A 25,130-nucleotide genomic window follows, 5' to 3' on the forward strand; every position below is an offset into this window, starting at 1 on the left:
CAATTTCGCCATTTCCGCAACTTTCCTAAATATTTTTATAAGAAAAACACTTAGGAAATGGTGGCTACGACGGGATTCGAACCTGTGACCCCATCATTATGAGTGATGTGCTCTAACCAACTGAGCTACGTAGCCATTTTTATTCTCTCTTTAAGTTTGCCTTAATGTCGAGAACGGAGCGCATTATGCGGATATGGCTCTAGAGCGTCAATAGTTTTTTTGAATAAATTCTTTGAAACCAACCGTTCGAACTTTTTTTGAACAAAGAGACGTGTTTGTGATCAAAAACGGTTAATAAATCATTAAGCTTATTGATTTTTCCTTGCTTGTCGCTAAGGTTGATTTTGAGAAAAAAACAAAAAAGCCAACAGAATCTGTCGGCTTTAATGGTGTATTAATAGCTGATTAACGAGTTATTTACACGTTGAAGCGGAAGTGGATAACATCGCCATCTTTTACGATGTATTCCTTACCTTCCAAGCGCCATTTGCCCGCTTCTTTGGCTCCATTTTCGCCGCGATATTGAATGAAATCATCATAACCCACAACTTCAGCGCGAATGAAACCACGTTCAAAGTCGGTATGGATTTTACCCGCCGCTTGCGGAGCCGTCGCACCGACCGGAATCGTCCAGGCACGCACTTCTTTTACGCCAGCGGTGAAGTAGGTTTGTAGCGTTAGCAGTTCGTAACCGGTACGAATCACGCGGTTTAGACCGGGTTCTTCAATGCCTAAATCGGCTAAAAACTCGGCGCGATCTTCTTCTTCAAGTTCAGATAGTTCAGCTTCAATAGCTGCGCAAACAGCAACCACAGAATTGTTCTCTTTTTCTGCAAACTCTCTGACAGCATCAAGGTACGGGTTATTTTCAAAGCCATCTTCGCTCACGTTGGCGATATACATGGTTGGTTTCAACGTTAAGAAGTTGAGATAATCTACGGCGGCTAGCTCTTCTTTTGAGAGTTCAACCGTGCGAGCCATACCACCTTCCGTTAATACAGGGAGTAGCTTCTCTAATACGGTGATTTCAAATTTAGCGTCTTTATCGCCACCTTTGGCACGTTTTGCTTGACGTTGAATGGCGCGTTCACAGCTATCAAGGTCGGCAAGGGCAAGCTCTAGATTGATTACTTCAATATCTTCAATTGGCGATACTTTGCCTGCTACGTGAACGATATTTTCGTTCTCGAAGCAGCGAACAACGTGACCAATCGCATCTGTTTCACGGATATTGGCAAGGAATTTGTTGCCTAAACCTTCACCTTTTGACGCGCCAGCCACTAGGCCTGCGATATCGACAAATTCCATTGTCGTCGGAAGGATACGTTGAGGGTTTACAATTTCTGCTAACGCATCGAGACGAAGGTCTGGAACAGGAACCACACCCGTGTTTGGTTCGATAGTGCAAAACGGGAAGTTTGCTGCTTCGATGCCCGCTTTAGTTAGTGCATTAAATAATGTTGATTTACCCACATTTGGTAAACCCACGATGCCACATTTAAAACCCATGACTGTAACCTTATTCAGCTTTGAACGTATGTAAGCGATTTTGTGCTTTAGTTAGACCATCTTTTAGTAAAATGTCGAAGCAACGAACCGATTCGTCAACCGCGGCATCTAGGCACTCTTGCTCTTTGGCGGGTGCTTTACCTAAAACATAGCCTGCTACTTTATCTTTGTGCCCCGGATGGCCGATACCAATCCGCAGGCGGTAGAATTCTTTGTTATTGCCGAGTTTGCTGATGGTGTCTTTAAGGCCATTATGCCCGCCATGACCACCGCCCATTTTGAACTTAGCTACCCCGGGAGGTAAGTCTAGTTCATCATGTGCCACCATGATCTCTTCTGGTTTTATCTGGTAAAACTTGGCGATGGCCGCTACGGCTTTACCGGATAAATTCATAAAAGTTGTTGGGATCAATAAACGCAGATCTTCACCATTAACCACGATACGTCCGGTGAAACCGAAGAATTTGGCTTCGTTTTTCAAGGTGACGTTATGAACTCGGGCTAATTCTTCTACTACCCAAGCGCCAGCATTGTGCCTCGTTTTGGCGTATTCAGGGCCAGGATTCGCTAGCCCGACAAGAAGTTTGATTGGTTGGCTCAAGGTTAGGATCTCTTTGCAATATCAAAAGCGCGGTATGATAGCACACAAAAGGGAAAGGGTGCGAGGCGCTAAAATAACAAAGGAAAAAGCACCTCATTTTTCAATGAAGTGCTTTAAAAGCATTTAAAAATCAGTAAATAAACTGAGTTTTAATTAAACATGGCAGAAATAGACTCTTCGTTGCTAATGCGACGAATCGCTTCAGCAAGCATGCTAGACAAGGTTAATTGTGTCACTTTGCCGGTTGCCGCCATCTCTTTAGATAGGGTGATCGAGTCTGTGACGATAACTTGGTCTAGTACTGAGTTTTTGATATTTTTCGCTGCGTTACCTGAGAATACCGCGTGCGTTGCGTAAGCAAACACACGTTTTGCACCACGTTCTTTCAACGCTTCAGCGGCTTTACACAAAGTGCCGCCAGTGTCGATCATGTCATCCACGATCACACAATCGCGCCCATCAACATCGCCAATCAGGTTCATAACTTCAGACACGTTGGCGCGTGGACGACGTTTATCAACGATTGCGATGTCGATATCACCTAATGCTTTTGCAGTCGCACGAGCACGAACCACGCCACCAAGGTCAGGTGAAACCACAACAGGATCTTCTAACCCACGCGCTTTCATATCTTCAAGCAACACTGGCGTACCAAAGATGTTATCTACTGGGACGTCAAAGAAGCCTTGGATTTGTTCTGCGTGAAGGTCGATGGTCAAAACGCGGTCAACACCAACGTTTGAAAGGAAATCTGCAACAACTTTTGCAGTAATCGGTACACGAGCAGAGCGCACTCGGCGGTCTTGACGGGCATAACCAAAATATGGGATGACAGCAGTAATACGGCCTGCTGAAGCACGGCGCATTGCATCAATCATCACTACTAATTCCATTAAGTTGTCATTAGTAGGAGCACAAGTAGATTGAATAATAAATACATCGCTACCACGAACATTTTCGTTGATTTGCACTGCAACTTCACCGTCGGAGAAACGAGAAACAGTAGCATCACCAAGAGAGATGTATAGACGTTCAGCAATACGTTGGGCTAGTTCAGGTGTGGCGTTACCAGCAAATAGCTTCATATCAGGCACGGTGGAAACCTCAGGGTTGCGTCCAGTTTTTAAATAGGTCGGGTGTTGGCGAATTGGTATTCAGCCAGAGTCTTTTTCAGTGGCGAAATGTTACACCCTAAGGCGACAAACGCGAAGACTGTGTCAGGGAGCTTGGCAAGGACAGCTTCCGCTTCTACTTTGCTAGAAAATTCGGCAAAAACGCAAGATCCCGTCCCAGTCAATCTTGACGGCGCGTATTGTAGCAGCCATGAAAGTTGCTTATCAACCTCTGGGTACAGCATTCGGACAATTTTTTCGCAATCGTTTTCGTAAGGGTGTTCGAGAAGCGTTGCTAGCGCTCGTTTTGGCGTGTTCCTTATCAATTGGGGATGAGTGAAAATATCTTTCGTTGCAATGCTCACATTAGGCCGAACCACCAAATACCATTTTTGCTTTGGTTCGGTTTGGGTCAGTTTTTCACCTACGCCTTCAGCAAATGCGGCAAAGCCATGGACAAAAACGGGAACATCCGCCCCGAGTGTTAAACCGAGTGTAGCGAGTTCTTGCTGTGTTAGATTGGTTTGCCATAAGTAGTTCAGCGCAACAAGCACGGTTGCAGCATTGGAAGAGCCGCCACCGATGCCACCGCCCATTGGCAAAACTTTATTTAATTCAATGCTCGCGCCATAGCGGCATCCACTTGCCTTTTGTAAGGCGATGGCCGCTTTCCAAATCAAGTTGTCTTGTAGCGCAATGCCAGCAATGGCTGGTGTGAGAGTTATTTCGCCAGACTGATTGGCGGTAATGGTTAACTCATCACCAAAATCGAGAAATTGAAACAGTGTCTGTAATTCATGATATCCGTCGGCTCTTTGCCCGGTGATATACAGAAACAGGTTGAGCTTAGCGGGTGATGGCCAGTGGGTTGGGGTGCAAATCATGGCGTTAGGGTCCACTTTGAAATGACGAGGTTTAATGAAACTTGATCTTGAGTCAGCTTCAGTTTGGCCGGAAGTGGCACTGAAGTGGAAGAAGCGGATGTTGAGACGAAGGGATAAGCTTGGTAGTTCAAATATTCCAAGTGCCAGCGGCTAAGCCCTAGCTGTTTATCTAACGATGCCAACAAATTATTTTGATTCAATTGAAAACCATCCGCCTCGGTTGGCAATCCAAGAAGCCAATCTTGTAGCTGCTCAATGGGGATCGATAACCCAGTTAACTCGTAAACTAAAGCATCCGCATTCTGCGCATCGATAATTTGATCATCATACGTTTTGACCTGGGCGCCCTGAGGCGAGATGGAGAGATTTAAAACGGTCTGCCCTAAAAATGTTGAGAGACGAAGCTGGCTATGGTCGGCGTTTTTTTGCCAATGAAAATTGAGGGATTGGCGCTGTTGTGGTGATATATAGCCGAGTTTTCCGCTGGCTTGGTACTCGCGGATCGTTTGCAATTGCTGTTGGTGTTGCTGCCAGCCGACGCTCTCGACCCTTGTTGAGGGTAAGTTTGTGCAACCAAAGAGTGTCAGCAGAGTGAGGAGAGTTAAAATCAGTCTATTTGCGCGTGTCATATCTGCCCATTATTTACACAGTGAAGGCCGTAAAAACGCCTCACTATATCATTGATATCACGAAGTCGGGAAAACAAATCCCTGTTGCCCTTTCATTAAAACAGGGCATCAAGTAAAATTCTGCTCCTATTTACATTTCCTGAACCGAGAAACCTTTATAGATGTCCTTGCTTGCTATTGGAATAAATCACAATACAGCGTCGGTAGAACTGCGAGAGAAAGTGGCGTTTGGTCCTGATAAATTATCAGAAGCCTTGCGACAACTTGCGTCCAGTTCCAGCGTTCAAGGTAGCGTTATTGTCTCTACCTGTAATCGCACGGAAATTTATTGTGATGTAAAATCGTCGAGCAAAAGTAAGTTAATCGATTGGTTGTCTCAGTTCCATCATGTGAATCCTGAAGATCTTAAACCGAGTTTGTATGTACATGAAGAACAAGCCGCTATTCGTCATTTGATGCGAGTGGCTTGTGGGCTGGATTCACTGGTATTGGGTGAGCCGCAGATTTTAGGGCAGGTGAAGCAAGCCTATGCGGATGCTCGCGAGCATAACGCGGCTGATTCAGCGATTGAAAAACTGTTTCAAAAAGCATTCTCGGTAGCTAAACGTGTGCGCACCGAAACCGAAATAGGCGGCAGTGCGGTATCTGTGGCTTATGCTGCTTGTACGTTGGCAAAGCAGATCTTTGAATCACTCTCTGATTCAACGGTAATGTTGGTTGGGGCGGGTGAAACCATCGAACTGGTTGCGAAGCATTTAGCCAGCCATCGATGTAAACGCATGATAGTTGCCAACCGAACCCGCGAGCGAGCGATGGGGCTTGCACAGCAGTTTGACGCTGAAGTGATTGCACTCAATGAGATACCTGACTATCTCGCTCACGCGGATATCGTCATCAGTTCAACCGCCAGCCCACTGCCGATTATTGGCAAAGGGATGGTAGAAAGTGCGATTAAAGTGCGCCGCCATCAACCCATTTTACTGATTGATATTGCCGTGCCTCGTGATATTGAATCGCAGGTCGGGGATTTAAACGATGCCTATCTGTATACGGTTGATGATCTTCAGTCGATTGTAGACAGCAATATGGAACAGCGTAAAGTTGAAGCCATTCAAGCTGAAGCGATTGTCAGTGAAGAGAGCGCAGCCTTTATGAGCTGGATGCGCTCCTTGCAAGCGGTAGACAGCATCCGAGAATACCGTCAATCGGCCAACGAAATTCGTCAAGAATTGCTCAGTAAAAGCTTGCAGGCACTGGCTGCAGGGGGCGATCCTGAAAAAGTGTTACTTGAGTTAAGTAACAAACTCACCAATCGATTGATCCACACACCAACCCGAGCATTGCAAAGCGCTGCAGAGTTAGGTGAACCGGCTAAATTGGCCGTTATTAGACAAAGTTTGGGTCTTGACGACCCTCGATAATATCCGTCACTCCGAATTAAAGAAGAAACTATGAAAGCGTCGATTTTAGTTAAGCTTGAATCCCTTGTTGAGCGTTACGAAGAGGTTCAGCGCCTGCTTGGCGAGCCTACCGTAATTAGTGATCAAAACAAATTCCGTACTTTGTCAAAAGAGTACTCTCAGCTTGAGGAAGTAACTAAATGCTTCCAAGCTTACCAACAAGCGCAAGAGGATTTGGTTGCCGCAGAAGAGATGACCAAAGAAGAAGACGCCGAGATGCGTGAGATGGCTCAAGAGGAAATCAAAATAGCCAAAGCGACGATTGAACGTCTCACTGATGAATTGCAAATTCTGTTGCTACCAAAAGATCCGAACGATGATCGCAACTGCTTCTTAGAAATTCGTGCAGGGGCGGGCGGTGATGAGGCGGGTATTTTTGCTGGCGATCTGTTCCGTATGTATAGCCGTTATGCTGAGAAGATGAGCTGGCGTATCGAAATTATGTCCGCTAGTTATGCTGAGCATGGCGGCTATAAAGAAGTGATTGCTAAAGTGAGTGGTGATGGCGCTTACGGTGTGCTTAAGTTTGAATCAGGCGGTCACCGCGTACAGCGTGTTCCGGCCACGGAATCTCAAGGTCGTGTGCATACTTCCGCTTGTACCGTCGCGATCATGCCCGAAATTCCTGAAGCAGAAATTCCAGAAATTAAAGCTAGCGATCTGAAAATTGACACTTTCCGCTCATCGGGCGCGGGTGGTCAGCACGTAAACACCACCGACTCTGCGATCCGTATTACCCACTTACCAACAGGCACGGTAGTTGAGTGTCAGGACGAGCGTTCACAGCACAAAAACAAAGCCAAAGCGATGGCCGTATTGGCCGCTCGTATTGCACAAGCGGAAGAAGCGAAGCGCGCAGCCGAAGTGTCCGATACTCGTCGTAACCTACTGGGTTCTGGTGATCGTAGCGACCGTATTCGCACTTACAACTACCCGCAAGGTCGCGTTTCCGATCATCGTATTAACTTAACCATCTATCGCCTTAATGAAGTGATGGAAGGGGATCTGCAAAGCTTGATTGATCCAATCATTCAAGAATATCAAGCAGACCAACTTGCCGCTCTTGCCGATCAACACTGATCCCATGACGTTATCTCGTATTGATGATGCGTTGAAAGCCGCGATTGCTCAACTCCAAGAAGGCGGCAGTGATTCGCCTTCTGTGGATGCAGCGGTGCTGCTTTGCCATGTACTGGATAAACCACGCTCTTATCTGCTGACTTGGCCTGAAAAGACCTTAAGCGAAACGCAGTCGCGGCAATTTTGCTCGCTGATTACGCGTCGAGTGACGGGGGAGCCTGTGGCCTATTTGGTTGGGGAACGTGAGTTTTGGTCGCTGCCACTGAAAGTTTCGCCTTCGACATTAATTCCTCGGCCGGATACTGAACGCTTGGTTGAAATTGCGTTAGAAAAAAGCCAGCAGACGCAAGGGGATATTTTGGACTTAGGTACAGGAACTGGCGCAATCGCATTAGCGTTAGCGTCTGAGTTACCTGAACGTCATGTGGTTGGTATCGACTTACGCCCAGAAGCGCAAGCCTTAGCGTTGGAAAACGCGCATCGTTTAACTATTACCAATGTCACATTTTTACAAGGCAGTTGGTTTGAACCTTTAAAGCTCGGTACAAAGTTTGCTTTAATTGTCTCCAATCCACCGTATATTGAAGAAAATGATCCCCATCTAACGCAAGGGGATGTACGTTTTGAGCCTTTAAGTGCGCTGGTGGCCAAAGACAAAGGCTTGGCTGACATTAAACACATTGCAGAGAATGCGCGTCACTATTTGCAGCAACAAGGCTGGCTGCTGTTTGAACATGGTTATGATCAAGGGGCGGCAGTCAGAGCGTTATTTGAGTCACTCGGCTATCACCACGTAGTGACAGAAAAGGATTATGCGGGTAATGACCGAGTGACACTGGGTCAATATTCGCACTCAGAAGAGAGAGCATCATGTACGAAGGATTAAAACATTTTCATCTACTGACCATTGCGATCAGTGCACTATTGTTGTCGGTACGTTATGCCTTGATGATGATGGATTCCAAATGGCTGCAACACCCTTTTTTGAAACGTTTTCCTCATATTAACGATTCGCTGTTGTTGTTATCGGGTATCGCGTTGATTGTGATGTCTGGTTTCATCCCATTTACCCCAGCCGCACCTTGGTTAACTGAGAAGCTGACCTGTGTGATGGCGTACATTGCACTGGGCTTCTTTGCGCTCAAACTTGGTCGGAATAAGCTGTTGCGTACCTTTGCTTTTTTGGGCGCATTAGGTTGGCTTGCTATGGCGGGAAAAATCGCCATCGTAAAAACGGCTATGTTTTTAGGCTAACAGCATCCGAGCGGCATTATGTTTGAATGGTTCGATGAAGATTTTGATGCAATGGAATTGGTGGAAGGGGCGCTGATCTTAAACAAGGCCGTCAATCCTGAAACTGAGGATGAATGGGCACGCCAAGAGTTGGCCCGTTTGCTTACACAAGCAAAACACGAGTTAGCTAATGAACAGGATGAAAAACAGCGTTTCGAAGCGTTGTTGCATCTGTTTTACCAACAATGGGGTTTTCGCGGTGACAGAGAGGCTTATTTTGATTCACGTAATGCCTTCATCGATAAAGTGTTGCAGCACCGCAAAGGTATTCCCGTCAGTTTAGGTGCGCTGTTGCTCTATTTTGCGCGCAAGCTAGGCTTTCCTTTACAAGGTATTACCTTTCCCACACAGTTTTTATTGCAGTTGCATTGGTGCGATGAATCACCGATTTATATTAACCCTTTTACTGGTGAAACCGTCTCATTACATATACTGCAAGCGTGGTTAGTTGGGCATAAAGGGGTTTTGTCTAAGCTGAAATCGAGTCATTTGGAAGTGACAGATAATCCGACGGTGATCGGTCGTTGGCTGGCACTACTAAAGAGCGCACTATTAAGAGAAGAGCGTTATACCTTAGCGCTGCGTTGTACTGATTTAGCGCTGACTTTTGTTCCTGATGATCCGTATGAAATCCGCGATCGCGGCTTTATCTATCAGCAACTGGATTGTCACCAAATTGCCTTATCCGATTATCAATACTTTATTGATCATTGTCCGAATGATCCGGCGGCTGAGTTATTAAAAAATCAAGTTAATGCATTAAGCTTTGAAGCTATTACGCTGCATTAACCGCTAAATGAGAGAGAATAAAATGGAACAAAAAATCGTCCACGTGGGTGATATTCCCGTTGCCAACGACAAACCGTTTACTCTGTTTGCTGGAATGAACGTCCTTGAATCCCGTGATTTAGCGATGCAAATCTGTGAGCATTACGTGAAAGTGACCGATAAACTCGGTATCCCTTATGTGTTTAAAGCTTCTTTTGATAAAGCAAACCGCAGCTCTGTTCACTCTTATCGTGGCCCCGGCTTGGAAGAGGGAATGAAAATTTTCCAAGAGCTAAAAGAGACCTTTGGCGTCAAAATCATCACTGACGTGCACACAGAAGCTCAAGCTCAGCCTGTGTCTGAGGTGGTTGATGTGATTCAACTGCCAGCGTTTCTTGCTCGTCAAACTGACCTTGTCGAAGCGATGGCGAAAACAGGTGCAGTGATCAACGTGAAAAAACCACAATTTATGAGCCCTGGTCAAGTGGGCAATATCGTGGAAAAATTTGCAGAGTGCGGCAACGACAAAGTGATTTTGTGTGAACGTGGTGCTTGCCATGGCTATGATAATCTGGTCGTTGATATGTTGGGTTTTGGTGTGATGAAAAAAGTATCAAACGGCAGCCCAATTATTTTTGATGTGACCCATTCACTGCAAATGCGCGACCCTTCTGGCGCAGCTTCTGGTGGGCGTCGTGAACAGACAGTTGAGTTAGCAAAATCAGGTCTTGCTGCCGGGATTGCGGGCCTTTTTATTGAAGCGCATCCAAACCCAGATAAAGCGCGTTGCGATGGTCCATCGGCACTGCCTTTGGATAAACTTGAACCTTTCCTTGCACAAATGAAAGCGTTAGATGATTTGATCAAGAGCTTTGCTCATATCGATATCCGCTGATTTTTTGTTGGATCTACCACTCATAATTTGGCCACCGCAAGGTGGTCAAATTTTATCGAATGTTTTCCAAACCTGTTTATCTTGTCTAAGTGCTCACTTTTCCTTATTTTTTCGTGTTTAGGAAAGAAAACGATTGCCTGTGATCCATTAAAATTTCACGTGTAACCTGTGGCAACCGTTACATTTTTGAATTGATTTTATAGTGATCAATTCTACATAAATATGAAATCAATCTGTCACCTTTGAGATGTTAATTTAAACTGGGTCAAGTTTATCGGTATGGCTTGATTTTGTGTTTGCAACGTTGACCATAACCTCCCCCTCACAAGCAGTGGATTTTTCAAGTTCAAAGGTATGATAATGAAACAACGTCTTATTCTAAAAACAGCGCTCAGCGCGGCCATTCTTACAGCCCTTATGGGTTGCGCAACTCAACCCACTCATGAGTGGAAGGAAGATACGACTTATAAACTCACCGTGTTACACACTAATGACCACCACGGTCGTTTCTGGCAAAACAAATATGGCGAGTATGGTATGGCGGCACGTAAAACGCTGATCGATGATCTTCGCTCTGATATTGAAGCTGAAGGCGGCAGCGTACTGCTTCTTTCTGGTGGCGATATTAATACCGGAGTTCCTGAATCTGATCTACAAGATGCAGAGCCTGATTTTAAAGGTATGAGCAAGATTGGTTATGATGCGATGGCGTTAGGTAACCATGAATTCGATAACCCGCTCGAGGTTCTGTTTAAGCAAAAAGAGTGGGCGAATTTCCCAATGCTGTCGGCCAACATTTACGATAAAGCGACCGGAAAACGTCTATTCCAAGCCTACCAAATGTTTGATAAACAGGGCGTGAAAATAGCGGTTATCGGTTTAACGACTGAAGATACCGCTAAAATCGGCAACCCTGAATACATTGGTGGTATTGAGTTTAGAGATCCAAAAGAAGAAGCGAAAAAACTGATCGCAGAAATTGAGAAAACGGAAAAGCCGGACCTTATTTTTGCCGTTACCCACATGGGCCATTATGAAAATGGCCAACGTGGTGTGAATGCACCGGGTGATGTTGCGCTTGCACGATACTTGGATGAAGGTTCTCTCGATATGATCGTCGGCGGCCACTCTCAAGAGCCTGTCTGCATGGAAGGCCCTAATGTGGTGAAGAAAAACTTCCATCCGGGAGATGAATGTAAGCCTGATATGCAAAACGGTACTTACATAGTGCAAGCGCATGAATGGGGTAAGTATGTTGGCCGTGCGGATTACGAATTCCGTAATGGTGAACTGAACATGGTGAGCTACAACCTGATCCCCGTAAACCTGAAGAAAAAAGTGAAAGTGAATGGCGAGAGTAAGCGCGTACTGATTCAAGATCAAATCGCTGAAGATCCAGAAATGCTTAACTTTTTGCGCCCATATCAAGAACAAGGTCAAGAGAAACTGAATGTGGTCATTGCACAAAGTAATGGCAAGTTAGAAGGGGATCGCAACGTTGTGCGTTTCCAACAAACCAATTTAGGTCGTTTGATTGCACTTTCTCATATGGAACGCGCAAAAGCCGACTTTGCGGTGATGAATTCTGGTGGCGTGCGCGATTCGATTGATGCAGGAAAAATCACTTATAAAGATGTGCTTAAAGTACAACCTTTTGCCAATATTCTCACTTATACCGATATGACCGGGGCTGAAGTGTTGGATTACCTCAATGAAGTGGCGACCAAACCTGTTGATTCTGGCGCTTATGTACAATTCGCGGGGATTTCGATGACAGTGGCCAATGGTAAGGTATCGAATGTCTTTATTGGTGATAAGCAGCTCCGTTTGGACGAAACGTATCGCTTCACCGTACCTAGCTACAACGCAGCTGGTGGTGATGGTTATCCAAAAATCTCCGATCACCCAGGTTATGTCAATACAGGCTTTGTGGACGCGGAAGTATTGAAAGACTACCTCGAAGCACACAGTCCAATTGATGTGAACCAATATGCGCCAGCGGGCGAAATTGTCTATAAGTGATAGTGCGATAAAGAGTTTGACTCATTGTGAGCAATCATTTTAACTAAAGGCGGTGCTTAGGCATCGCTTTTTTATTGGCACTAACGGTTACTTTGAGATAAGCACGATGACACCTGCGATTGATTTGGCGAAAAAGAAAAAAATTCCTCACACTCTCCATCAATATCAACATGATCCTAATCACAGCAGTTATGGTTTAGAAGCGGCTGAGGTTTTGGGACAAGATCCGAAAAAAGTGTTTAAAACACTGCTGTTTTGCTTAAATGGCGAGCCGAAAAATCTCGCTGTCGCGATTATTCCTGTTGATCAAAAATTAAACTTAAAGCGTGCGGCCAAAGCGGCTAAGTCGAAAAAAGCGGAAATGGCTAATCCAGACATAGCGCAAAAAACCACAGGTTATGTGGTCGGTGGCATTAGCCCGCTTGGGCAGAAAAAAGCACTACCGACTTTCATTCATCTCAGCGCAGAAGAACAATCGACCATCTGTGTCAGTGCAGGTAAACGCGGTTTAGAGATTGAATTGGCACCGAGCGATCTTGCGTTATTAACGCGAGGTGAGTTTGTTGAATTGTGTCAAGAATAGAGAATGAAAATCCGGCCTCGAGTGAGGCCGGATTGACTGGCAAAATTAGTTCTTCAGTTTGATCTCTTCTTCCATCTGGGCGTTATCCACCACATGGTTTTCTCCTAAGTCATTAGGAAGGATCAAGTTTAGAATAATGGCTACGATACCGCATAAGCTGACACCTTGTAGGCTAAACTCTCCGATACCAAAGGCCATGCCGCCGATACCAAACACTAATGTCACTGCCACAATCACTAAGTTACGAGACTTGTGAAGATCGACATGATTTTTAATCAGTGTGTTTAGGCCAACCGTTGCAATTGAACCGAACAGCAAAATCATAATGCCGCCCATTACGGGAATTGGAATGGTTTGCAGTAGCGCGCCCAGCTTACCAACCAATGCTAATACAATCGCGGTGATCGCAGCCCAAGTCATGATTACTGGATTAAAGGCTTTCGTCAGCATTACAGCACCCGTCACTTCGCTGTATGTAGTGTTTGGTGGCGCACCCAGCATAGAGGCTGCGATGGTGGCAACACCGTCACCCGCAATGGTGCGATGTAGCCCAGGTTTCTTGATGTAATCTTTTCCAGTGACGTTTGAGATCGCGAGCATATCGCCCACGTGTTCGACTGCCGGAGCAATTGCAACCGGGATCATGAACAAGATCGCGTTGATGTTGAATTCAGGGAAAGTGAAGTTCGGCATTGACAGCCAAGCCGCTTGCGTAACAGGAGTAAAATCCACTACACCAAAATAGAGGCCCAAAAGATAGCCTGCAAAAATACCGCCGCAGATCGGCAACAGTTTGAGAAAACCTTTGGCAAAAACGCTAATCGTGATGGTGGTTAACAGTGAAACGCAAGAGATCCACATCGCTACATCTGAGCTAATCAGTTGTACCGAACCATCTCCAGTTTTACCTAGCGCCATGTTTACAGCAACAGGCGCAAGGCCTAAGCCAATCACCATGATCACCGGGCCAACCACGACAGGAGGTAAAATTTTGTGGATGATTTCTACGCCACGGACTTTGATGATCGCTCCCAGTAGTATGTAGACAAAACCAGCGGCCACTAAACCGCCCATCGTCGAGGCAACGCCCCAAGTTTGGATGCCAAACATAATCGGTGCAATAAAGGCAAAAGAAGAAGCAAGAAAGATGGGGACAGAGCGGCGAGTAATAAGTTGGAATAAAAGGGTACCGACACCGGCGCCAAATAGTGCAACGTTAGGATCAAGCCCAGTTAACAGTGGGACAAGAACCAGCGCACCAAATGCGACGAAGAGCATCTGTGCGCCTTGGATGGCATTTTTCATCATGATTTCCCTGAAGCAAAATAAAAATTCGCGGGATTCTATCACTTTTGCAAACGATTGCCATTGAAACTAGATCAAATAAAGTCACAAATGTTGATGAAATTATCACCGAACTCTGCCGTGGATTCCTTGCCGCGGACCGGATAGTTGCTTATCATCGACGTTCACAAAACAGATCATAGGAACAGTATGCGCTATTTAGCTATGTTGGTGATGAGCTTACTCACTCTCCCTGCTTATGCCTTAACCAAGGTCGACTTATACCATACCGAAGTCGTGATTGATCAACAGCAAGACAATGCCGACGCGAATGCTCGTATCAAAGGGATGAGCGAAGTGATTGTTCGAGCTTCGGGTGATAGGAATGCGGTGAACAATGAGGTGATTAAAAAAGCCTTAAGGCAGAATTCGCAATATTTAGCGCAAATCAGTTATGGTCAAAATGGGGCGCAATCTTCGATTGTTATGGGGTTTAGCGCACCGCATATCCGCACATTACTAACTCAAGCTCAATTACCATTTTGGCCTGAAAACCGAGCTAATGTTTTAGTCTGGTTGATTGAAGAGTCAGGTTATGAGCGCAGCATTGCATGGGAACACTCTGACACGAGTACGCTAAAACAGCTTAAAGACGCGACTCAAACTCGCGGTTTGCCTATCACAGTGCCTGTGGGTGATTTTGATGATATTACTGGTGTGGAAGTATCGGATTTGTGGGGCGGTTTCGTGCAGCCTATCAGCATGGCTAGCCAACGTTATCCAACTGATGCGGTATTGGTGGTCAGAGTACAAAGTAATGGTGTGCGCTGGAGTTTGTATGATCAACCCGCCGCTCAAATGGCACAAGCCACGAAAGCGCCACTGTCTGGTCAAGCGTCTGGTGACGATGCCATTGAACAAATGGTCGATCAATTGAGTGATTACTATGCAAGAAAGAGCTCGGTTATCGTGGCCAGTGAATCCTCTTCTTCGCTGCTTGCTCGTTTTAGCCCGATTGATGATGCAATGGATTTCTTTACCTTGGAGAATAAGTTGAAGCGCTTAAGCTCTGTTGCTTCTTTGGACATTCTCAAGATTCAAGGTGAGGAAATTACTTTCGAAGTGCATTTGTTGGCTTCAGAGTCTGAGTTTGAGCAAGAAGTGCTACGCATGGGCAAAGTCGCTAAAATTGACGACCCACAGCCAGAGAGTGTGCCAACACAGCTTACCCCAGCAGCAGAGGTTGATGATTCTGCTGTGGAGTCAGGCTCTTTGCAAGTCATACCTGAATCGTCATTATCTCAGGCCATCACTGAACCAGTGAAGCGAGTGCTCTCTTTTGAGTGGCAAGCGTAAAGTACTCAGTCACCCCTTGAACAAATGCTGAGATAATCAAAAAGAGCCCATCAGGGCTCTTTTTGCATGAGAAGAATAGGCAATCCTGTCATGGATTGACTCTATGGTTGGTTATCGTGGGTAAAATTGGCTTTCTCTTGCTTTTCGACTTCAGATAGACGCTTGAGTTTCAGTCCGAGCTCTTTACCGCGATGGCGAGCATACAAGGTATTACCGACAAAAGCGGCAAATGTAAGTAGCAGTTCCACTACCGCTAACCAGCGCTCCCCTCCATCAACATAAATCAGCGTCAATGCGTGTAGAAAGTAGAGCATTAAAACAAAGTTGGCCCAGGCGTGAGTGTAGGGTTTTCCGGCCAAAATTCCCGGTAATGGTAAAAACAGTGGGATAACCCATGCAATGGCCAATGCAATATGATTAAGATGAGGGTGAGGAGAGAGCGAGAATTGCCATAAAACCACCCATATAATTAGGGATAAGTTACTCAGTAAAGCTAGCCATCGGTACTGCTTGGTGCTTGGCATCATTTCTGCCGTCATAATCTGTCCTTTAATCGGCTGGCTAGCATTGCCAGCCGTTTTCCTAAATTTTTAGCCAGTTCACTTTCGTGCGTAGTGAGTTGTGGCGAGTGTGTTGCGACATGGCTTGCACCATATGGCGTGCCTCCAGAGGTTGTGGTATGCAGTGCAGGCTCTGAATAAGGGATGCCAACGATTAACATGCCATGATGCATCAGTGGCAGCATCATACTCTGCTGCGTACTCTCTTGGCCGCCATGCAAAGAGGATGAAGAAGTAAACACGCAAGCGGGTTTATCAATTAATGCGCCGCTAATCCATAAAGGGGTCGTTTGGTCCCAAAAATGCTTCAGTGGCGCGGCCATATTGCCAAACCAGACTGGGCTGCCAAAAGCCAAACCATCACATTGCTTTAACTCATCTAGAGTCAGGTAGGGATCGGTCGTTTGCTCTGCATGATTGTCTAGCGCCGGAACGGTGCGCAAGAGCGCTGTCGCGCCTTGTGCTTCAATTCCGCGTGCGATTTGCCGTGCCAGTGCTTGCGTTGAACCGTGCCTACTATAATAAAGTACGACGACTTTAATACTCATAAAATCTCAAGTACTTGCTCTGGTGGACGGCCGTGGCGCGCTTTACCATTGGCGACAACAATGGGACGCTCAATCAACTTAGGGTGCGCGGCCATGGCTGAAAATAGTTGATCATCAGTAAGTGCATCATCACTTAGGCCAAGTTCTTTATAGAGATCTTCTTTGGTGCGCATCATATCACGAACCTGTTGTAGCTCGAGTTGAGCGTACAAGGTTTTCAACTGTTCGATGGTTGGGGTTTGGTCTAAATATTTGATGATCTGTGGCTTTAACTGGTGGTCTTCTAGCAGTGCCAGAGTTTCACGACTTTTTGAGCATTTAGGGTTGTGATAAATCACGACTGACATAACTTCTCCTCGTTGTATTGTGATTATTGGAGTGATAAGAATCGGTCTCGTTGCACCATCAATTGGTCAATGCGCGAATCGTAGCGAGCTTGTTCTAAGCTGCCAAGTTCGGCGAGTTGACTTGCTTGGGTGTAATACTGAATCGCTTTATTCCAATTAGCTTTGAGCGCTAGAAGCTCCGCCCGCGCAGCAAGATCTTCTTGGCTATTGCCAATGCCGATATTCGCTTCTGATAGTAAATGCCAGCCGTTGGTATCATTAGGGTTGTCATGGGTGTAGCGCTGCAATACCCGAATGGCATCAGACAATTTATCTTGTTTTAACAAGCTGTTGGCGTAGTTAATTGTTAAGGTTGGATTGTTCGGTTTCTGTTTAAGCGCCTTTTCGAGCAAGGTTTGGGCTTTGGCTGCTTGATTTAGAGCGATATCGAGATCGGCCATCGCATCAAGATAGAAATTGTTTGTTGGGTCTTGTGCAACTAGCTTTGATAAAATCGCCTCTGATTTATCAAATTGCTTGCTATCGAGATAAACCAAGGCTTTGCCATATTGGAAGGCTGGCGCGAGAGTCGCACTCTCTTTTTTCTCCGCACGCTTAAACCAATCAAGAGCGGCTTCATTATCAATCCCAGCATAGCGAGCAACAATTCGTGAGCGTGCTAAATGGTAATCCAATGAAGGTTGAAGGCGCATAGGCGGGTAGTGTTGGGCACGCTCACGGCTGTCGGTAATACGATCTTCTGGCAGCGGATGGGTTAGTAACATCGGTGGCGGTTTACTAGCGTAACGATATTCATCAGCGAGGCGGCCAAAAAACCTTGGCATGGCTTGGGCATCAAACCCCGCTTTGGCTAGCGTTGCAATACCAAATCGGTCAGCCTCTTTTTCATTACTGCGCGTATAGTTTATTTGGCTTTGCATACTGCCTGCGGTGGTGGCGGTAATGGCGGCAATGCCCACTTCAGGTGCCGCAATCGCCAGTAACAAAGAGCCTGCCAATGCTGCGATTGTTGCTGGTGAGCGTCTGGCTTGGTCTTCCATACTGCGTGCTAAATGGCGCTGCGTGACGTGGGCAATTTCGTGCGAAAGAACCGAAGCGAGTTCGCTTTCTGTTTGTGCATGCAAAAACAACCCAGAGTGCAACGCAACATAACCGCCAAAGAAGGCAAACGCATTGATGTTGCGATCGCGGATCATAAAAAAGGTGAACGGCGTTTTTACATCGTTGGCATTGGCAACCAATTTATGCCCTAGGCTATCGATGTACTCGTTTATCACCGGATCATTGACGATAGGCTGGCTGTTACGCAGCATGCGCATATAAGCATCACCATAAATAAGCTCTTGATCAATCGTCAAGGTCGAACCTGCTACTGTCCCAATGTCCGGTAGCTCTATGGTGTCGGCATAGCTCAAGGAAGGGGCGTTTATCGCCACAGTAATACAGAGGCAAAGTAAGGATCGAGCGCGTTTAAACTTCATATTTGTCAGTGATATTCCGTGATCTTCTTGTCTGTATGACATTGAATGTGTGAATTGGTTTCCAACTCAAAATAACGGCCAAAAATTGTAGAGAGAGAAGAGTAAGCCAGCCGGTATTTGAGTATCGATAAACACTGGCATGCCAGTCAAAACTCGATACAATGGCAGGCCTATATTAAGCATTGAGCAGAAGAATGGAACCAAATATTCTGGATTTACGCCAGCAGCGTTGTCCGATGGCTTTATTACTTGCGAAGCGTCACACTGTTCAATTGGTTTTGGGTGAGGTATTAGACATTTGGCTTAACGACGTCAGCTCAGGACAGGATATAGAAAAATATTTGTCTGCTCATGGCTTTCGTTGCCAGTGGAACACGTCACCCGGCTATTTTTGGCTAAAAGTAATTAAGGAACTCGATTAAATGTTTGAAATGGTAACTCGTTGGTATCAAAGACGCTTTTCTGATCCTCATGCCGTTAGTCTGGTTGCTATTCTGTTTTTTGGTTTTGTAACGATATATTTCTTCGGTCATTTGATTGCGCCGCTGCTTGTGGCCATTGTGCTGGCGTATTTACTTGAGTGGCCAGTAATGCAATTGCGCCGTTTTGGGCTTCCTAGGTCCGTTTCCGTAATTTTGGTGATTTTGCTATTTGTCGGTTTGATGCTGCTGGCTATCTTTGGTTTAGTACCAACCATTTGGAAACAGGTTGGTAATTTAATCAATGACATTCCTAACATGTATGCAGGGTTGCAAAGCTTCATTTTGAGTATTCCTGAACGTTACCCTGAACTCGATAACTTACAGATTGTTGAGTCGGTGATAAGCAATGCGAAGAACCAGGCTTTAGGTATGGGGGAAAGTGTCGTTAAAGGGTCACTTGCTTCTCTTGTGAGTTTGGCCACCTTGGGTGTCTATCTCATTTTAGTGCCGTTGCTGGTCTTCTTTTTATTGAAAGATAAGAATGAAATGCTGCGAATGACCAGTGGGTTATTGCCACGCAACCGTAAACTCGCGGCTAAAGTATGGCAAGAGATGAACCAACAAATCTCAAACTACATCCGTGGAAAAGTGTTAGAAATATTGATTGTTGGTAGTATCAGTTACGTCACTTTCGCCATTCTTGATTTACGTTATTCGGTGCTACTTGCTGTGGCTGTGGGCCTATCGGTTTTGATCCCTTATATTGGCGCGGCCGCTGTGACGGTGCCAGTTGCCATTGTTGGTCTCTTCCAGTGGGGCATGACTCCGCCGTTTTACACATTATTAATTGCTTATGGCATCATCCAAGCTTTGGATGGCAACGTATTGGTTCCCGTTCTATTTTCTGAAGCCGTTAATCTACATCCCGTTGCTATCATTGTCGCGGTGTTAGTCTTTGGTGGGCTGTGGGGGTTTTGGGGCGTATTTTTTGCAATTCCTCTTGCCACTCTAGTAAAAGCAGTATGGCATGCTTTGCCCAGCACTGATGAACCTGTTGTTGAGGCTGAATCTCCCTAAAATCACTGAATTATAAATAAAAAATAGAGAGTAAACAGAATCTCTAAGGAAGCCTAAACCGTAATCGTTTTGGGCTTTTTTTTTGCCAAATAGTAAATATTGATTAGACTGAACTAAGTGGATGTGTAAAAAAGCTATAGATTTTTTGTAACTTGGCGATAACTAACTATAACCACAAAAATGATAATTAATTTGGCATCAATGAGGGATACTTATGAAGTTTAGCCAAAAAATAGTTGCAGCTTCTTCTGCACTTCTGCTTGTTACCGTCTCGCTTATTTCTATTCAGCAACTGAGCATTGTGCGCTCGGAAATAGAATCCCTAGTTACAAAAAGTCTGAATGAAATGGAAGCTGGGGTCAAAAACACCATTGTTTCTGAAATGGAAAGTAAAAAAACCTTGGCTCAATCGACGACTGAAGTGATTGAGCTTGATCCGCTCAACCGGGATTACGTTAAAAACATTCTTGAAAAACCGAAGTTGAAAAAAAGCTTTTTAGCCATAGGGTTAGGGTATGAATCCGATGGCAAAGTGGTGGAGAATGATGACGGTTGGGAGCCAAGCGCCGATTACGATCCTCGCAAGCGCCCTTGGTTTGTGGATGCTAAAGCATCGAAAAAACTTATCGTTACAGCGCCGTATGTCGATATTTCTACCAAAAATGTGATCATTTCTATTGGTACGCCTATTTACGATCAAGGTCGATTCTCTGGTGCCATGTTCTACGATATGGAATTGACGGGTTTAGCTGAATTGGTGAACTCTATTAATTTATTCGATGCGGGTTACCTCTTTATCGTTTCAGGTGACGGAGCGACGATTGCTCACCCTGATACCAAAAATAATGGTGAGAAGTTATCGACTTATTTACCGCAAGTGACTCTGAAAGAGGGGGACCAACAGATTGAAATTGATGGTACCCGTTATCTCGTCAGCTTCACTCATATTCCAAGTGAGAACTGGTACATCGGTGCGATTGTTGATGAATCCATCGCCTTCAATGCGATTGGCGTATTACGCAATAGCTCTATTATCTATACGTTAATTGGGCTTGTGTTGAGTGTGATTGGCTTGACGCTACTGATCAAAGTGTTAATGCGTCCATTAGGTGTGCTCAATGAAGCGATTCAAGATGTCGCCTCAGGGCAGGGGGATTTAACCAAACGCTTGGATACCAATACGGACCAAGAGTTTGCTCAACTCGCATCAGGGTTTAATACCTTTACTGAGACGCTGCAAAAGCAGATCACGCAATCAAAAGCGATTGGTGAAGAGATCATGCGTGGCACAGAGCTCACGGTGCAAGGTGCTCATGAGTCAGCAGAAGCGATGCGCACTCAGTTACAAGAGTTAGAGCAACTAGCCACTGCAATGCACGAAATGGCAGTGACATCGACAGAAGTTGCCAATAATGCGCAAGGTGCAGCAGCAGCGGCGAAAGAAGCCGATGAAGCAACGCAAGATGGTTCCAGTGTGGTCAGTGAAACGACATTGTCGATCGACAATTTATCGGCCCGCATTGACCAAGCGGTGGAAGAGGTGAAAGGCCTAGAGTCCGCGACGGCGAATATTGAAACTATTTTGAAAGTGATTAATGACATTGCTGATCAAACTAACTTGCTTGCCTTAAACGCGGCGATTGAAGCGGCTCGAGCGGGTGAATCTGGCCGTGGTTTTGCCGTTGTTGCTGATGAAGTGCGTACACTAGCTCAGCGCACTCAACAATCGACCACCGAAATTCGCAGTATGATTGAGCAATTACAAGCAGGAGCGAGTTCTGTCTCTTCGGCTATGAATGAAAGTAAAACGACGGCTGTTGATGCGGTGAATAAAGCGAAAACGGCAAATTCGGCATTGAATCGTATTCGTGATGCGATACAAGTGATTTCGGACATGAATATCCAAATTGCATCTGCGGCAGAAGAGCAAAGCCTTGTGGCTGAAGAGATCAACACCAATACAGTGAAGATTAAAGATTTGTCGACGCAAGTGGCACAATCTGCTGAAGAAGCCAATATCGCAATGCAGGTTCAAACGGAAAACGTTCGTGAGCAAGATGCTCTGCTCAATAAGTTCATTGTGTAATTACACATCAACTTTTGATTAGTCGTGTTACAAAAATGCCAGTATTAAGAACTGGCATTTTTTATTTCAGTCGAGTTTTGATTATTGGGCGTTTAGATAATCAAGTACCACTTCATGGTGATCTTTGGTTTTGAATTTATCAAAAACCTGTTCAATGATACCTTGCTCGTTAATTAAAAAGCTAATCCGGTGTAGACCATCATACACTTTGCCCATGAGAATCCACCCTTGGAAATATGCTAAGACATAAAACTTGACGATTCTTAATAAAGTCTATCTTTAACAGTAAGTTAAGTTAATAAATTTCTTGTTTGAACCCTAATTATAGCAGTTGTCATATTTTTTTGTAAATTGGGCTATTTTTGACGCTTTTCCAAGCGAGAACTTGTCATAAAAAGTTTAGGCGATGCTATAAGATGAAGCTGGTTTTCATCGCGACAGAATCGCTCGGTGATCACAAGCATGACTCTGAGCCTGCAACTCACTTGTGGACAAACCTGATTTTAGTTATTTTCCTAATTTAGCAACTCATGAATCACTACGAGCATGGTAAAGGTAAATGAACTCAATACTATGCTCAGTACCGCTAGTCCAGAACATTATCCAAGTGAGTGTTAATCTGCACATAACTTCAAATTAGCTACTGACCACATATGCTACAATGCACATCAAATTTTATTTTTTGGATGCTAGTATATGACTGAATTGTTTTTTCAGGGTGGCAGTGAAATAGATCGTAGAGACTTAGAAAGCCACTTGGCCTCGTTGTGCCAACTTGAAAATGTAGGTGTATTACTTGGAGCTGGGTCATCCAAAAGCGCTGGCGGCATGGTTATGAAAGAGATCTGGTTGGACTTTCAGGCAACCAATGAAGAAGCGATACCGTTGCTGAGAGATACTTACAAACTAATTAGCCAAGAAGACATCGATAATAATTCAGTCAATGTTGAGCTTCTGATCGATGAAGTACTAAAAAACAAAAATGTACTTGATACGTGGCAAAGCGATTCTTCAGCGCTCCAAAGTATTTTGGTTGGTTTGTATAGCTCAGTAACGAAAGCTGCTCTGTTAGTTGGCGCTGATTTTCAGAATCTTCATATTGGAAAATGTGACAAATTCGAAAAGCACAGAAATTTGTTAGAAAAACTTCTTTCCAACAGGCAGCCAGGTCAATCAGCCCCATCTATCTTTACAACCAATTACGATTTAGCCATTGAGTGGTCAGCAGAAGAATCAGGGATTAACCTAGTAAATGGGTTTTCAGGTATACATTCTAGAACTTTCCAACCCCAATCCTTCGATTTAGGTTTCCGTAATATAAATGCTGTAGGTGAAGCTCGTTTTGGGCATTACAACATGTACTTATACAAGCTGCATGGTTCGTTAACTTGGTATCAAGATGAAGCTGGCGAAGTAATAGAATGCACTTCATCGAAGGCTTACCAAGATTTTATTCGTCCACTAACAGAAACTAGTAGTTTCAGTAATAGCCAGCGGCTGATTTACCCAGGAGCTAACAAATACCACCATACGATCGGTTTTGTTTATGGTGAAATGTTTCGTCGATTTAGTGAGTTTTTAACTAAACCTCAAACTGTCTTATTCGTGAATGGTTATGGTTTTGGGGACTATCACATTAATAGAATTATACTTGGTGCGCTACTTAACCCGTCTCTCCATATAGTCATTTGTTATCCAGAGTTGGCCGAGCTTAGCGCTGACAGTCAGCTTGAAAACCGTTTAAGTCAAGCTCAGCAATGTGTTGATAAAATCAGGAAAATGAAACTGAACCAAGTCACTATCATTGGTGGCGCTGATGCATACTTTGACAATTTTGTTGATCTAGTTCCAAAACCTGTTTTATTTCCCAAAAACAATGCCGCGACTGTAATTGCAGAAGCCCTCAGAGATATCAGCTCAATCAATGCAGGGAATTAGTTATGATTTATAGCGATATATCCCAAATTGGCTATGTAGTGTCTCTTGAGGGAACTAGAGTCCGCGTGAACCTTTTGGATAGCCACAAAGGACAGCTTGCCTCACATAGGGGAGGTGTAAACTCCGTTTCTCAACCAGGAGATCTCATAGGTTTTGAGTCTGGCAGGCATCTAGTTATAGCACGTGTTACAGATATGTCTTTTGTTGAGCCTGAAAAAGCTCACGCTACAAAGTTTGGTACGATGAATGTATCAGACATACCACTAAGACAATTAGTTTGCCATGCTATTGGCCACATTAAATCGACCAAAGATAAGTTACATTTTATTTCAGAAAATTGGATGCTCCCTCCATTAGGGGCTAAAGCGGTTCCATTAGATAAAGAACTGTTGAACATCGTTTTTGGAATACCAGAAGAAGAACAAAAATTCTCATTAAAACTTGGTAGTGACTCAAGAACTCATACCGTAGAAATTAGAGCAGGTATGAACAGGCTTTTAAGTAGGCACTTAGCTGTATTAGGAAGTACTGGGTATGGCAAATCAAATTTTAACGCGCTACTAACGAGACAAATTGCAGAAAACTTCCCTAGTGCGAGAATAGTAATCTTTGATATCAACGGAGAGTATGCACAAGCGTTTGAAGGTCTAATAAATGTGAAACAAACTGTGTTAGGAATAGGCAAAAATGTCGAGTCTGATGGATTATTTTCCAAGGAGCACGTTAACTATCATCGTATACCTTATCAAGCTCTAGGTTGGGCTGGCTTAATCAAACTGCTTCGACCCAGTGATAAAACACAGTTGCCAGCATTAAGAAATGCACTACGCTCGTTGCCTTATATAAAAACAAACCCTTTGAATCAATTTGAAATGCTTGTAGAACAGCATAACTCAGCTACAGGTATGACAAACAGCTTCTCCCTTGTAGATGACTGTAACCCCCAGAACCAAGATTTTTTAGGTTCTTGGCTTAGTGTTCTACAAAAGCAGCATGTGCAACAGCAACTTCATTGGCCACCTTTCCGAGGATTAGCAAACTTAGTCGCAGAGTTTGGCTGCGTTGCCGCTAGCCGAAATGCGGGAAAGACGGAGAGAAACGCTTTTAATTATGGAAATGTTCTGCCGCTTATCAAAATTATTCAACAGTTGTCAGAAGACTCCCGCTTTATAGAGTGATCCGCACCACCAGTTTT

Annotated in this window: 24 protein-coding genes, 1 tRNA gene and 1 pseudogene; 14 read left to right on the plus strand and 12 right to left on the minus strand. The window is 44.7% G+C overall.

Annotation, left to right across the window (positions count from 1 at the left end; all coding sequences use genetic code 11):
- Positions 1 to 58: 58 nt before the first annotated feature.
- From PL85_RS16185 to lolB, 6 genes are all read right to left on the minus strand, one after another.
- Positions 59 to 135, minus strand: a tRNA-Met gene (locus PL85_RS16185).
- A 282-nt stretch (positions 136 to 417) separates the two neighbouring features.
- On the minus strand, positions 418 to 1,509 hold the full coding sequence (gene ychF, locus PL85_RS16190) for a redox-regulated ATPase YchF (protein ID WP_013857965.1): 1,092 nt from the start codon (positions 1,507 to 1,509) through the stop codon (positions 418 to 420).
- A gap of 10 nt (positions 1,510 to 1,519) precedes the next feature.
- Positions 1,520 to 2,110: an aminoacyl-tRNA hydrolase gene (pth, locus tag PL85_RS16195; protein ID WP_013856262.1), complete on the minus strand. Its 591-nt coding sequence runs from the start codon at positions 2,108 to 2,110 to the stop codon at positions 1,520 to 1,522.
- A 149-nt stretch (positions 2,111 to 2,259) separates the two neighbouring features.
- Complete coding sequence (locus PL85_RS16200; protein WP_010320509.1) at positions 2,260 to 3,204, minus strand: ribose-phosphate pyrophosphokinase; 945 nt, start codon at positions 3,202 to 3,204, stop codon at positions 2,260 to 2,262.
- A gap of 29 nt (positions 3,205 to 3,233) precedes the next feature.
- Positions 3,234 to 4,106, minus strand: coding sequence for a 4-(cytidine 5'-diphospho)-2-C-methyl-D-erythritol kinase (gene ispE / locus PL85_RS16205; protein ID WP_115339220.1), 873 nt, complete (start codon positions 4,104 to 4,106; stop codon positions 3,234 to 3,236).
- Positions 4,103 to 4,735, minus strand: a complete 633-nt coding sequence (gene lolB / locus PL85_RS16210; protein WP_017045762.1) for a lipoprotein insertase outer membrane protein LolB — start codon at positions 4,733 to 4,735, stop codon at positions 4,103 to 4,105. The genes ispE and lolB overlap by 4 nt, the downstream gene beginning before the upstream one ends.
- Positions 4,736 to 4,896: 161 nt before the next feature.
- On the opposite strand from lolB, the gene hemA reads away from it, so the two are divergent.
- The 8 genes from hemA (at position 4,897) to ybaK (ending at position 12,836) form a co-directional block, all read left to right on the plus strand.
- Positions 4,897 to 6,156 (plus strand): glutamyl-tRNA reductase, encoded by a 1,260-nt coding sequence (gene hemA / locus PL85_RS16215; protein WP_115339219.1) that lies wholly within the window; start codon positions 4,897 to 4,899, stop codon positions 6,154 to 6,156.
- A gap of 30 nt (positions 6,157 to 6,186) precedes the next feature.
- Positions 6,187 to 7,275 carry a peptide chain release factor 1 gene (gene prfA, locus PL85_RS16220; protein ID WP_013856266.1) on the plus strand — a complete coding sequence of 363 codons (1,089 nt, stop codon included), beginning with the start codon at positions 6,187 to 6,189 and terminating at the stop codon, positions 7,273 to 7,275.
- A gap of 4 nt (positions 7,276 to 7,279) precedes the next feature.
- Entirely contained in the window at positions 7,280 to 8,161 is an 882-nt protein-coding gene (gene prmC, locus PL85_RS16225) for a peptide chain release factor N(5)-glutamine methyltransferase (protein WP_115339218.1), read from the plus strand.
- Positions 8,146 to 8,529: a SirB2 family protein gene (locus PL85_RS16230; RefSeq protein WP_013856268.1), complete on the plus strand. Its 384-nt coding sequence runs from the start codon at positions 8,146 to 8,148 to the stop codon at positions 8,527 to 8,529. The genes prmC and PL85_RS16230 overlap by 16 nt, the downstream gene beginning before the upstream one ends.
- 18 nt (positions 8,530 to 8,547) lie before the next feature.
- Positions 8,548 to 9,357 carry a SirB1 family protein gene (locus tag PL85_RS16235; RefSeq protein ID WP_017048839.1) on the plus strand — a complete coding sequence of 270 codons (810 nt, stop codon included), beginning with the start codon at positions 8,548 to 8,550 and terminating at the stop codon, positions 9,355 to 9,357.
- Positions 9,358 to 9,379: 22 nt separating this feature from the next.
- Positions 9,380 to 10,231, plus strand: a complete 852-nt coding sequence (kdsA, locus tag PL85_RS16240) for a 3-deoxy-8-phosphooctulonate synthase (protein ID WP_026028071.1) — start codon at positions 9,380 to 9,382, stop codon at positions 10,229 to 10,231.
- Between the two features lie 360 nt (positions 10,232 to 10,591).
- A complete protein-coding gene (ushA, locus tag PL85_RS16245) occupies positions 10,592 to 12,253 on the plus strand; it encodes a bifunctional UDP-sugar hydrolase/5'-nucleotidase UshA (protein WP_069212142.1) in 1,662 nt (553 codons plus the stop codon).
- A gap of 106 nt (positions 12,254 to 12,359) precedes the next feature.
- Positions 12,360 to 12,836, plus strand: coding sequence for a Cys-tRNA(Pro) deacylase (gene ybaK / locus PL85_RS16250; protein ID WP_094500388.1), 477 nt, complete (start codon positions 12,360 to 12,362; stop codon positions 12,834 to 12,836).
- A 45-nt stretch (positions 12,837 to 12,881) separates the two neighbouring features.
- On the opposite strand, the gene PL85_RS16255 is transcribed toward ybaK, so the two are convergent.
- On the minus strand, positions 12,882 to 14,141 hold the full coding sequence (locus PL85_RS16255; protein ID WP_010320498.1) for a uracil-xanthine permease family protein: 1,260 nt from the start codon (positions 14,139 to 14,141) through the stop codon (positions 12,882 to 12,884).
- 189 nt (positions 14,142 to 14,330) lie between these two features.
- On the opposite strand from PL85_RS16255, the gene PL85_RS16260 reads away from it, so the two are divergent.
- Complete coding sequence (locus PL85_RS16260; RefSeq protein WP_234826544.1) at positions 14,331 to 15,476, plus strand: DUF2066 domain-containing protein; 1,146 nt, start codon at positions 14,331 to 14,333, stop codon at positions 15,474 to 15,476.
- Between the two features lie 101 nt (positions 15,477 to 15,577).
- Here the strand turns inward: PL85_RS16260 and PL85_RS16265 are convergent, their stop codons facing one another.
- The 4 genes from PL85_RS16265 to bepA are packed head-to-tail and all read right to left on the minus strand — an operon-like array spanning position 15,578 to position 18,412.
- On the minus strand, positions 15,578 to 16,003 hold the full coding sequence (locus tag PL85_RS16265; RefSeq protein WP_412766533.1) for a DUF2069 domain-containing protein: 426 nt from the start codon (positions 16,001 to 16,003) through the stop codon (positions 15,578 to 15,580).
- A gap of 8 nt (positions 16,004 to 16,011) precedes the next feature.
- Positions 16,012 to 16,584 (minus strand): NAD(P)H:quinone oxidoreductase, encoded by a 573-nt coding sequence (gene wrbA, locus PL85_RS16270; RefSeq protein WP_017042769.1) that lies wholly within the window; start codon positions 16,582 to 16,584, stop codon positions 16,012 to 16,014.
- Positions 16,581 to 16,931: an arsenate reductase (glutaredoxin) gene (gene arsC / locus PL85_RS16275; RefSeq protein ID WP_115339215.1), complete on the minus strand. Its 351-nt coding sequence runs from the start codon at positions 16,929 to 16,931 to the stop codon at positions 16,581 to 16,583. Before arsC ends, wrbA begins: the two co-directional genes overlap by 4 nt.
- 23 nt (positions 16,932 to 16,954) lie before the next feature.
- Positions 16,955 to 18,412, minus strand: coding sequence for a beta-barrel assembly-enhancing protease (gene bepA, locus PL85_RS16280; RefSeq protein WP_115339214.1), 1,458 nt, complete (start codon positions 18,410 to 18,412; stop codon positions 16,955 to 16,957).
- A 194-nt stretch (positions 18,413 to 18,606) separates the two neighbouring features.
- Between bepA and PL85_RS16285 the strand changes: the two genes are divergently transcribed.
- The 3 genes from PL85_RS16285 to PL85_RS16295 all read left to right on the plus strand — a co-directional run bounded on the left by PL85_RS16285 (position 18,607) and on the right by PL85_RS16295 (position 21,997).
- Positions 18,607 to 18,834: a sulfurtransferase TusA family protein gene (locus tag PL85_RS16285; RefSeq protein ID WP_017042766.1), complete on the plus strand. Its 228-nt coding sequence runs from the start codon at positions 18,607 to 18,609 to the stop codon at positions 18,832 to 18,834.
- On the plus strand, positions 18,835 to 19,911 hold the full coding sequence (locus PL85_RS16290; RefSeq protein WP_017042765.1) for an AI-2E family transporter: 1,077 nt from the start codon (positions 18,835 to 18,837) through the stop codon (positions 19,909 to 19,911).
- Positions 19,912 to 20,125: 214 nt separating this feature from the next.
- Positions 20,126 to 21,997 carry a methyl-accepting chemotaxis protein gene (locus PL85_RS16295; RefSeq protein ID WP_115339213.1) on the plus strand — a complete coding sequence of 624 codons (1,872 nt, stop codon included), beginning with the start codon at positions 20,126 to 20,128 and terminating at the stop codon, positions 21,995 to 21,997.
- Positions 21,998 to 22,078: 81 nt separating this feature from the next.
- On the opposite strand, the pseudogene PL85_RS16300 reads toward PL85_RS16295, so the two are convergent.
- Positions 22,079 to 22,213: pseudogene (locus PL85_RS16300) on the minus strand (thioredoxin-dependent thiol peroxidase); the annotation flags it as partial.
- 480 nt (positions 22,214 to 22,693) lie between these two features.
- Between PL85_RS16300 and PL85_RS16305 the strand changes: the two are divergent.
- Together PL85_RS16305 and PL85_RS16310 are read left to right on the plus strand one after the other, a co-directional pair.
- A complete protein-coding gene (locus PL85_RS16305) occupies positions 22,694 to 23,935 on the plus strand; it encodes an SIR2 family anti-phage-associated protein (protein ID WP_115339212.1) in 1,242 nt (413 codons plus the stop codon).
- A 2-nt stretch (positions 23,936 to 23,937) separates the two neighbouring features.
- Positions 23,938 to 25,113: a helicase HerA domain-containing protein gene (locus PL85_RS16310; RefSeq protein WP_234826543.1), complete on the plus strand. Its 1,176-nt coding sequence runs from the start codon at positions 23,938 to 23,940 to the stop codon at positions 25,111 to 25,113.
- Positions 25,114 to 25,130 lie beyond the last annotated feature (17 nt).

Source organism: Vibrio anguillarum (assembly GCF_001989995.2).
Lineage (GTDB): Bacteria > Pseudomonadota > Gammaproteobacteria > Enterobacterales > Vibrionaceae > Vibrio > Vibrio anguillarum.

Coding starts and splice junctions, on each gene's coding strand:
- lolB (WP_017045762.1), bottom strand. CDS start 4,735: ATGACACGCGCAAATAGACTGATTTTAACTCTCCTCACTCTGCTGACA.
- bepA (WP_115339214.1), bottom strand. CDS start 18,412: ATGAAGTTTAAACGCGCTCGATCCTTACTTTGCCTCTGTATTACTGTG.
- PL85_RS16295 (WP_115339213.1), top strand. CDS start 20,126: ATGAAGTTTAGCCAAAAAATAGTTGCAGCTTCTTCTGCACTTCTGCTT.
- wrbA (WP_017042769.1), bottom strand. CDS start 16,584: ATGAGTATTAAAGTCGTCGTACTTTATTATAGTAGGCACGGTTCAACG.
- ychF (WP_013857965.1), bottom strand. CDS start 1,509: ATGGGTTTTAAATGTGGCATCGTGGGTTTACCAAATGTGGGTAAATCA.
- kdsA (WP_026028071.1), top strand. CDS start 9,380: ATGGAACAAAAAATCGTCCACGTGGGTGATATTCCCGTTGCCAACGAC.
- PL85_RS16230 (WP_013856268.1), top strand. CDS start 8,146: ATGTACGAAGGATTAAAACATTTTCATCTACTGACCATTGCGATCAGT.
- PL85_RS16260 (WP_234826544.1), top strand. CDS start 14,331: ATGCGCTATTTAGCTATGTTGGTGATGAGCTTACTCACTCTCCCTGCT.
- PL85_RS16290 (WP_017042765.1), top strand. CDS start 18,835: ATGTTTGAAATGGTAACTCGTTGGTATCAAAGACGCTTTTCTGATCCT.
- PL85_RS16285 (WP_017042766.1), top strand. CDS start 18,607: ATGGAACCAAATATTCTGGATTTACGCCAGCAGCGTTGTCCGATGGCT.
- PL85_RS16305 (WP_115339212.1), top strand. CDS start 22,694: ATGACTGAATTGTTTTTTCAGGGTGGCAGTGAAATAGATCGTAGAGAC.
- ybaK (WP_094500388.1), top strand. CDS start 12,360: ATGACACCTGCGATTGATTTGGCGAAAAAGAAAAAAATTCCTCACACT.
- prfA (WP_013856266.1), top strand. CDS start 6,187: ATGAAAGCGTCGATTTTAGTTAAGCTTGAATCCCTTGTTGAGCGTTAC.
- prmC (WP_115339218.1), top strand. CDS start 7,280: ATGACGTTATCTCGTATTGATGATGCGTTGAAAGCCGCGATTGCTCAA.
- arsC (WP_115339215.1), bottom strand. CDS start 16,931: ATGTCAGTCGTGATTTATCACAACCCTAAATGCTCAAAAAGTCGTGAA.
- PL85_RS16265 (WP_412766533.1), bottom strand. CDS start 16,003: ATGATGCCAAGCACCAAGCAGTACCGATGGCTAGCTTTACTGAGTAAC.
- PL85_RS16235 (WP_017048839.1), top strand. CDS start 8,548: ATGTTTGAATGGTTCGATGAAGATTTTGATGCAATGGAATTGGTGGAA.
- PL85_RS16310 (WP_234826543.1), top strand. CDS start 23,938: ATGATTTATAGCGATATATCCCAAATTGGCTATGTAGTGTCTCTTGAG.
- PL85_RS16255 (WP_010320498.1), bottom strand. CDS start 14,141: ATGAAAAATGCCATCCAAGGCGCACAGATGCTCTTCGTCGCATTTGGT.
- ispE (WP_115339220.1), bottom strand. CDS start 4,106: ATGATTTGCACCCCAACCCACTGGCCATCACCCGCTAAGCTCAACCTG.
- hemA (WP_115339219.1), top strand. CDS start 4,897: ATGTCCTTGCTTGCTATTGGAATAAATCACAATACAGCGTCGGTAGAA.
- ushA (WP_069212142.1), top strand. CDS start 10,592: ATGAAACAACGTCTTATTCTAAAAACAGCGCTCAGCGCGGCCATTCTT.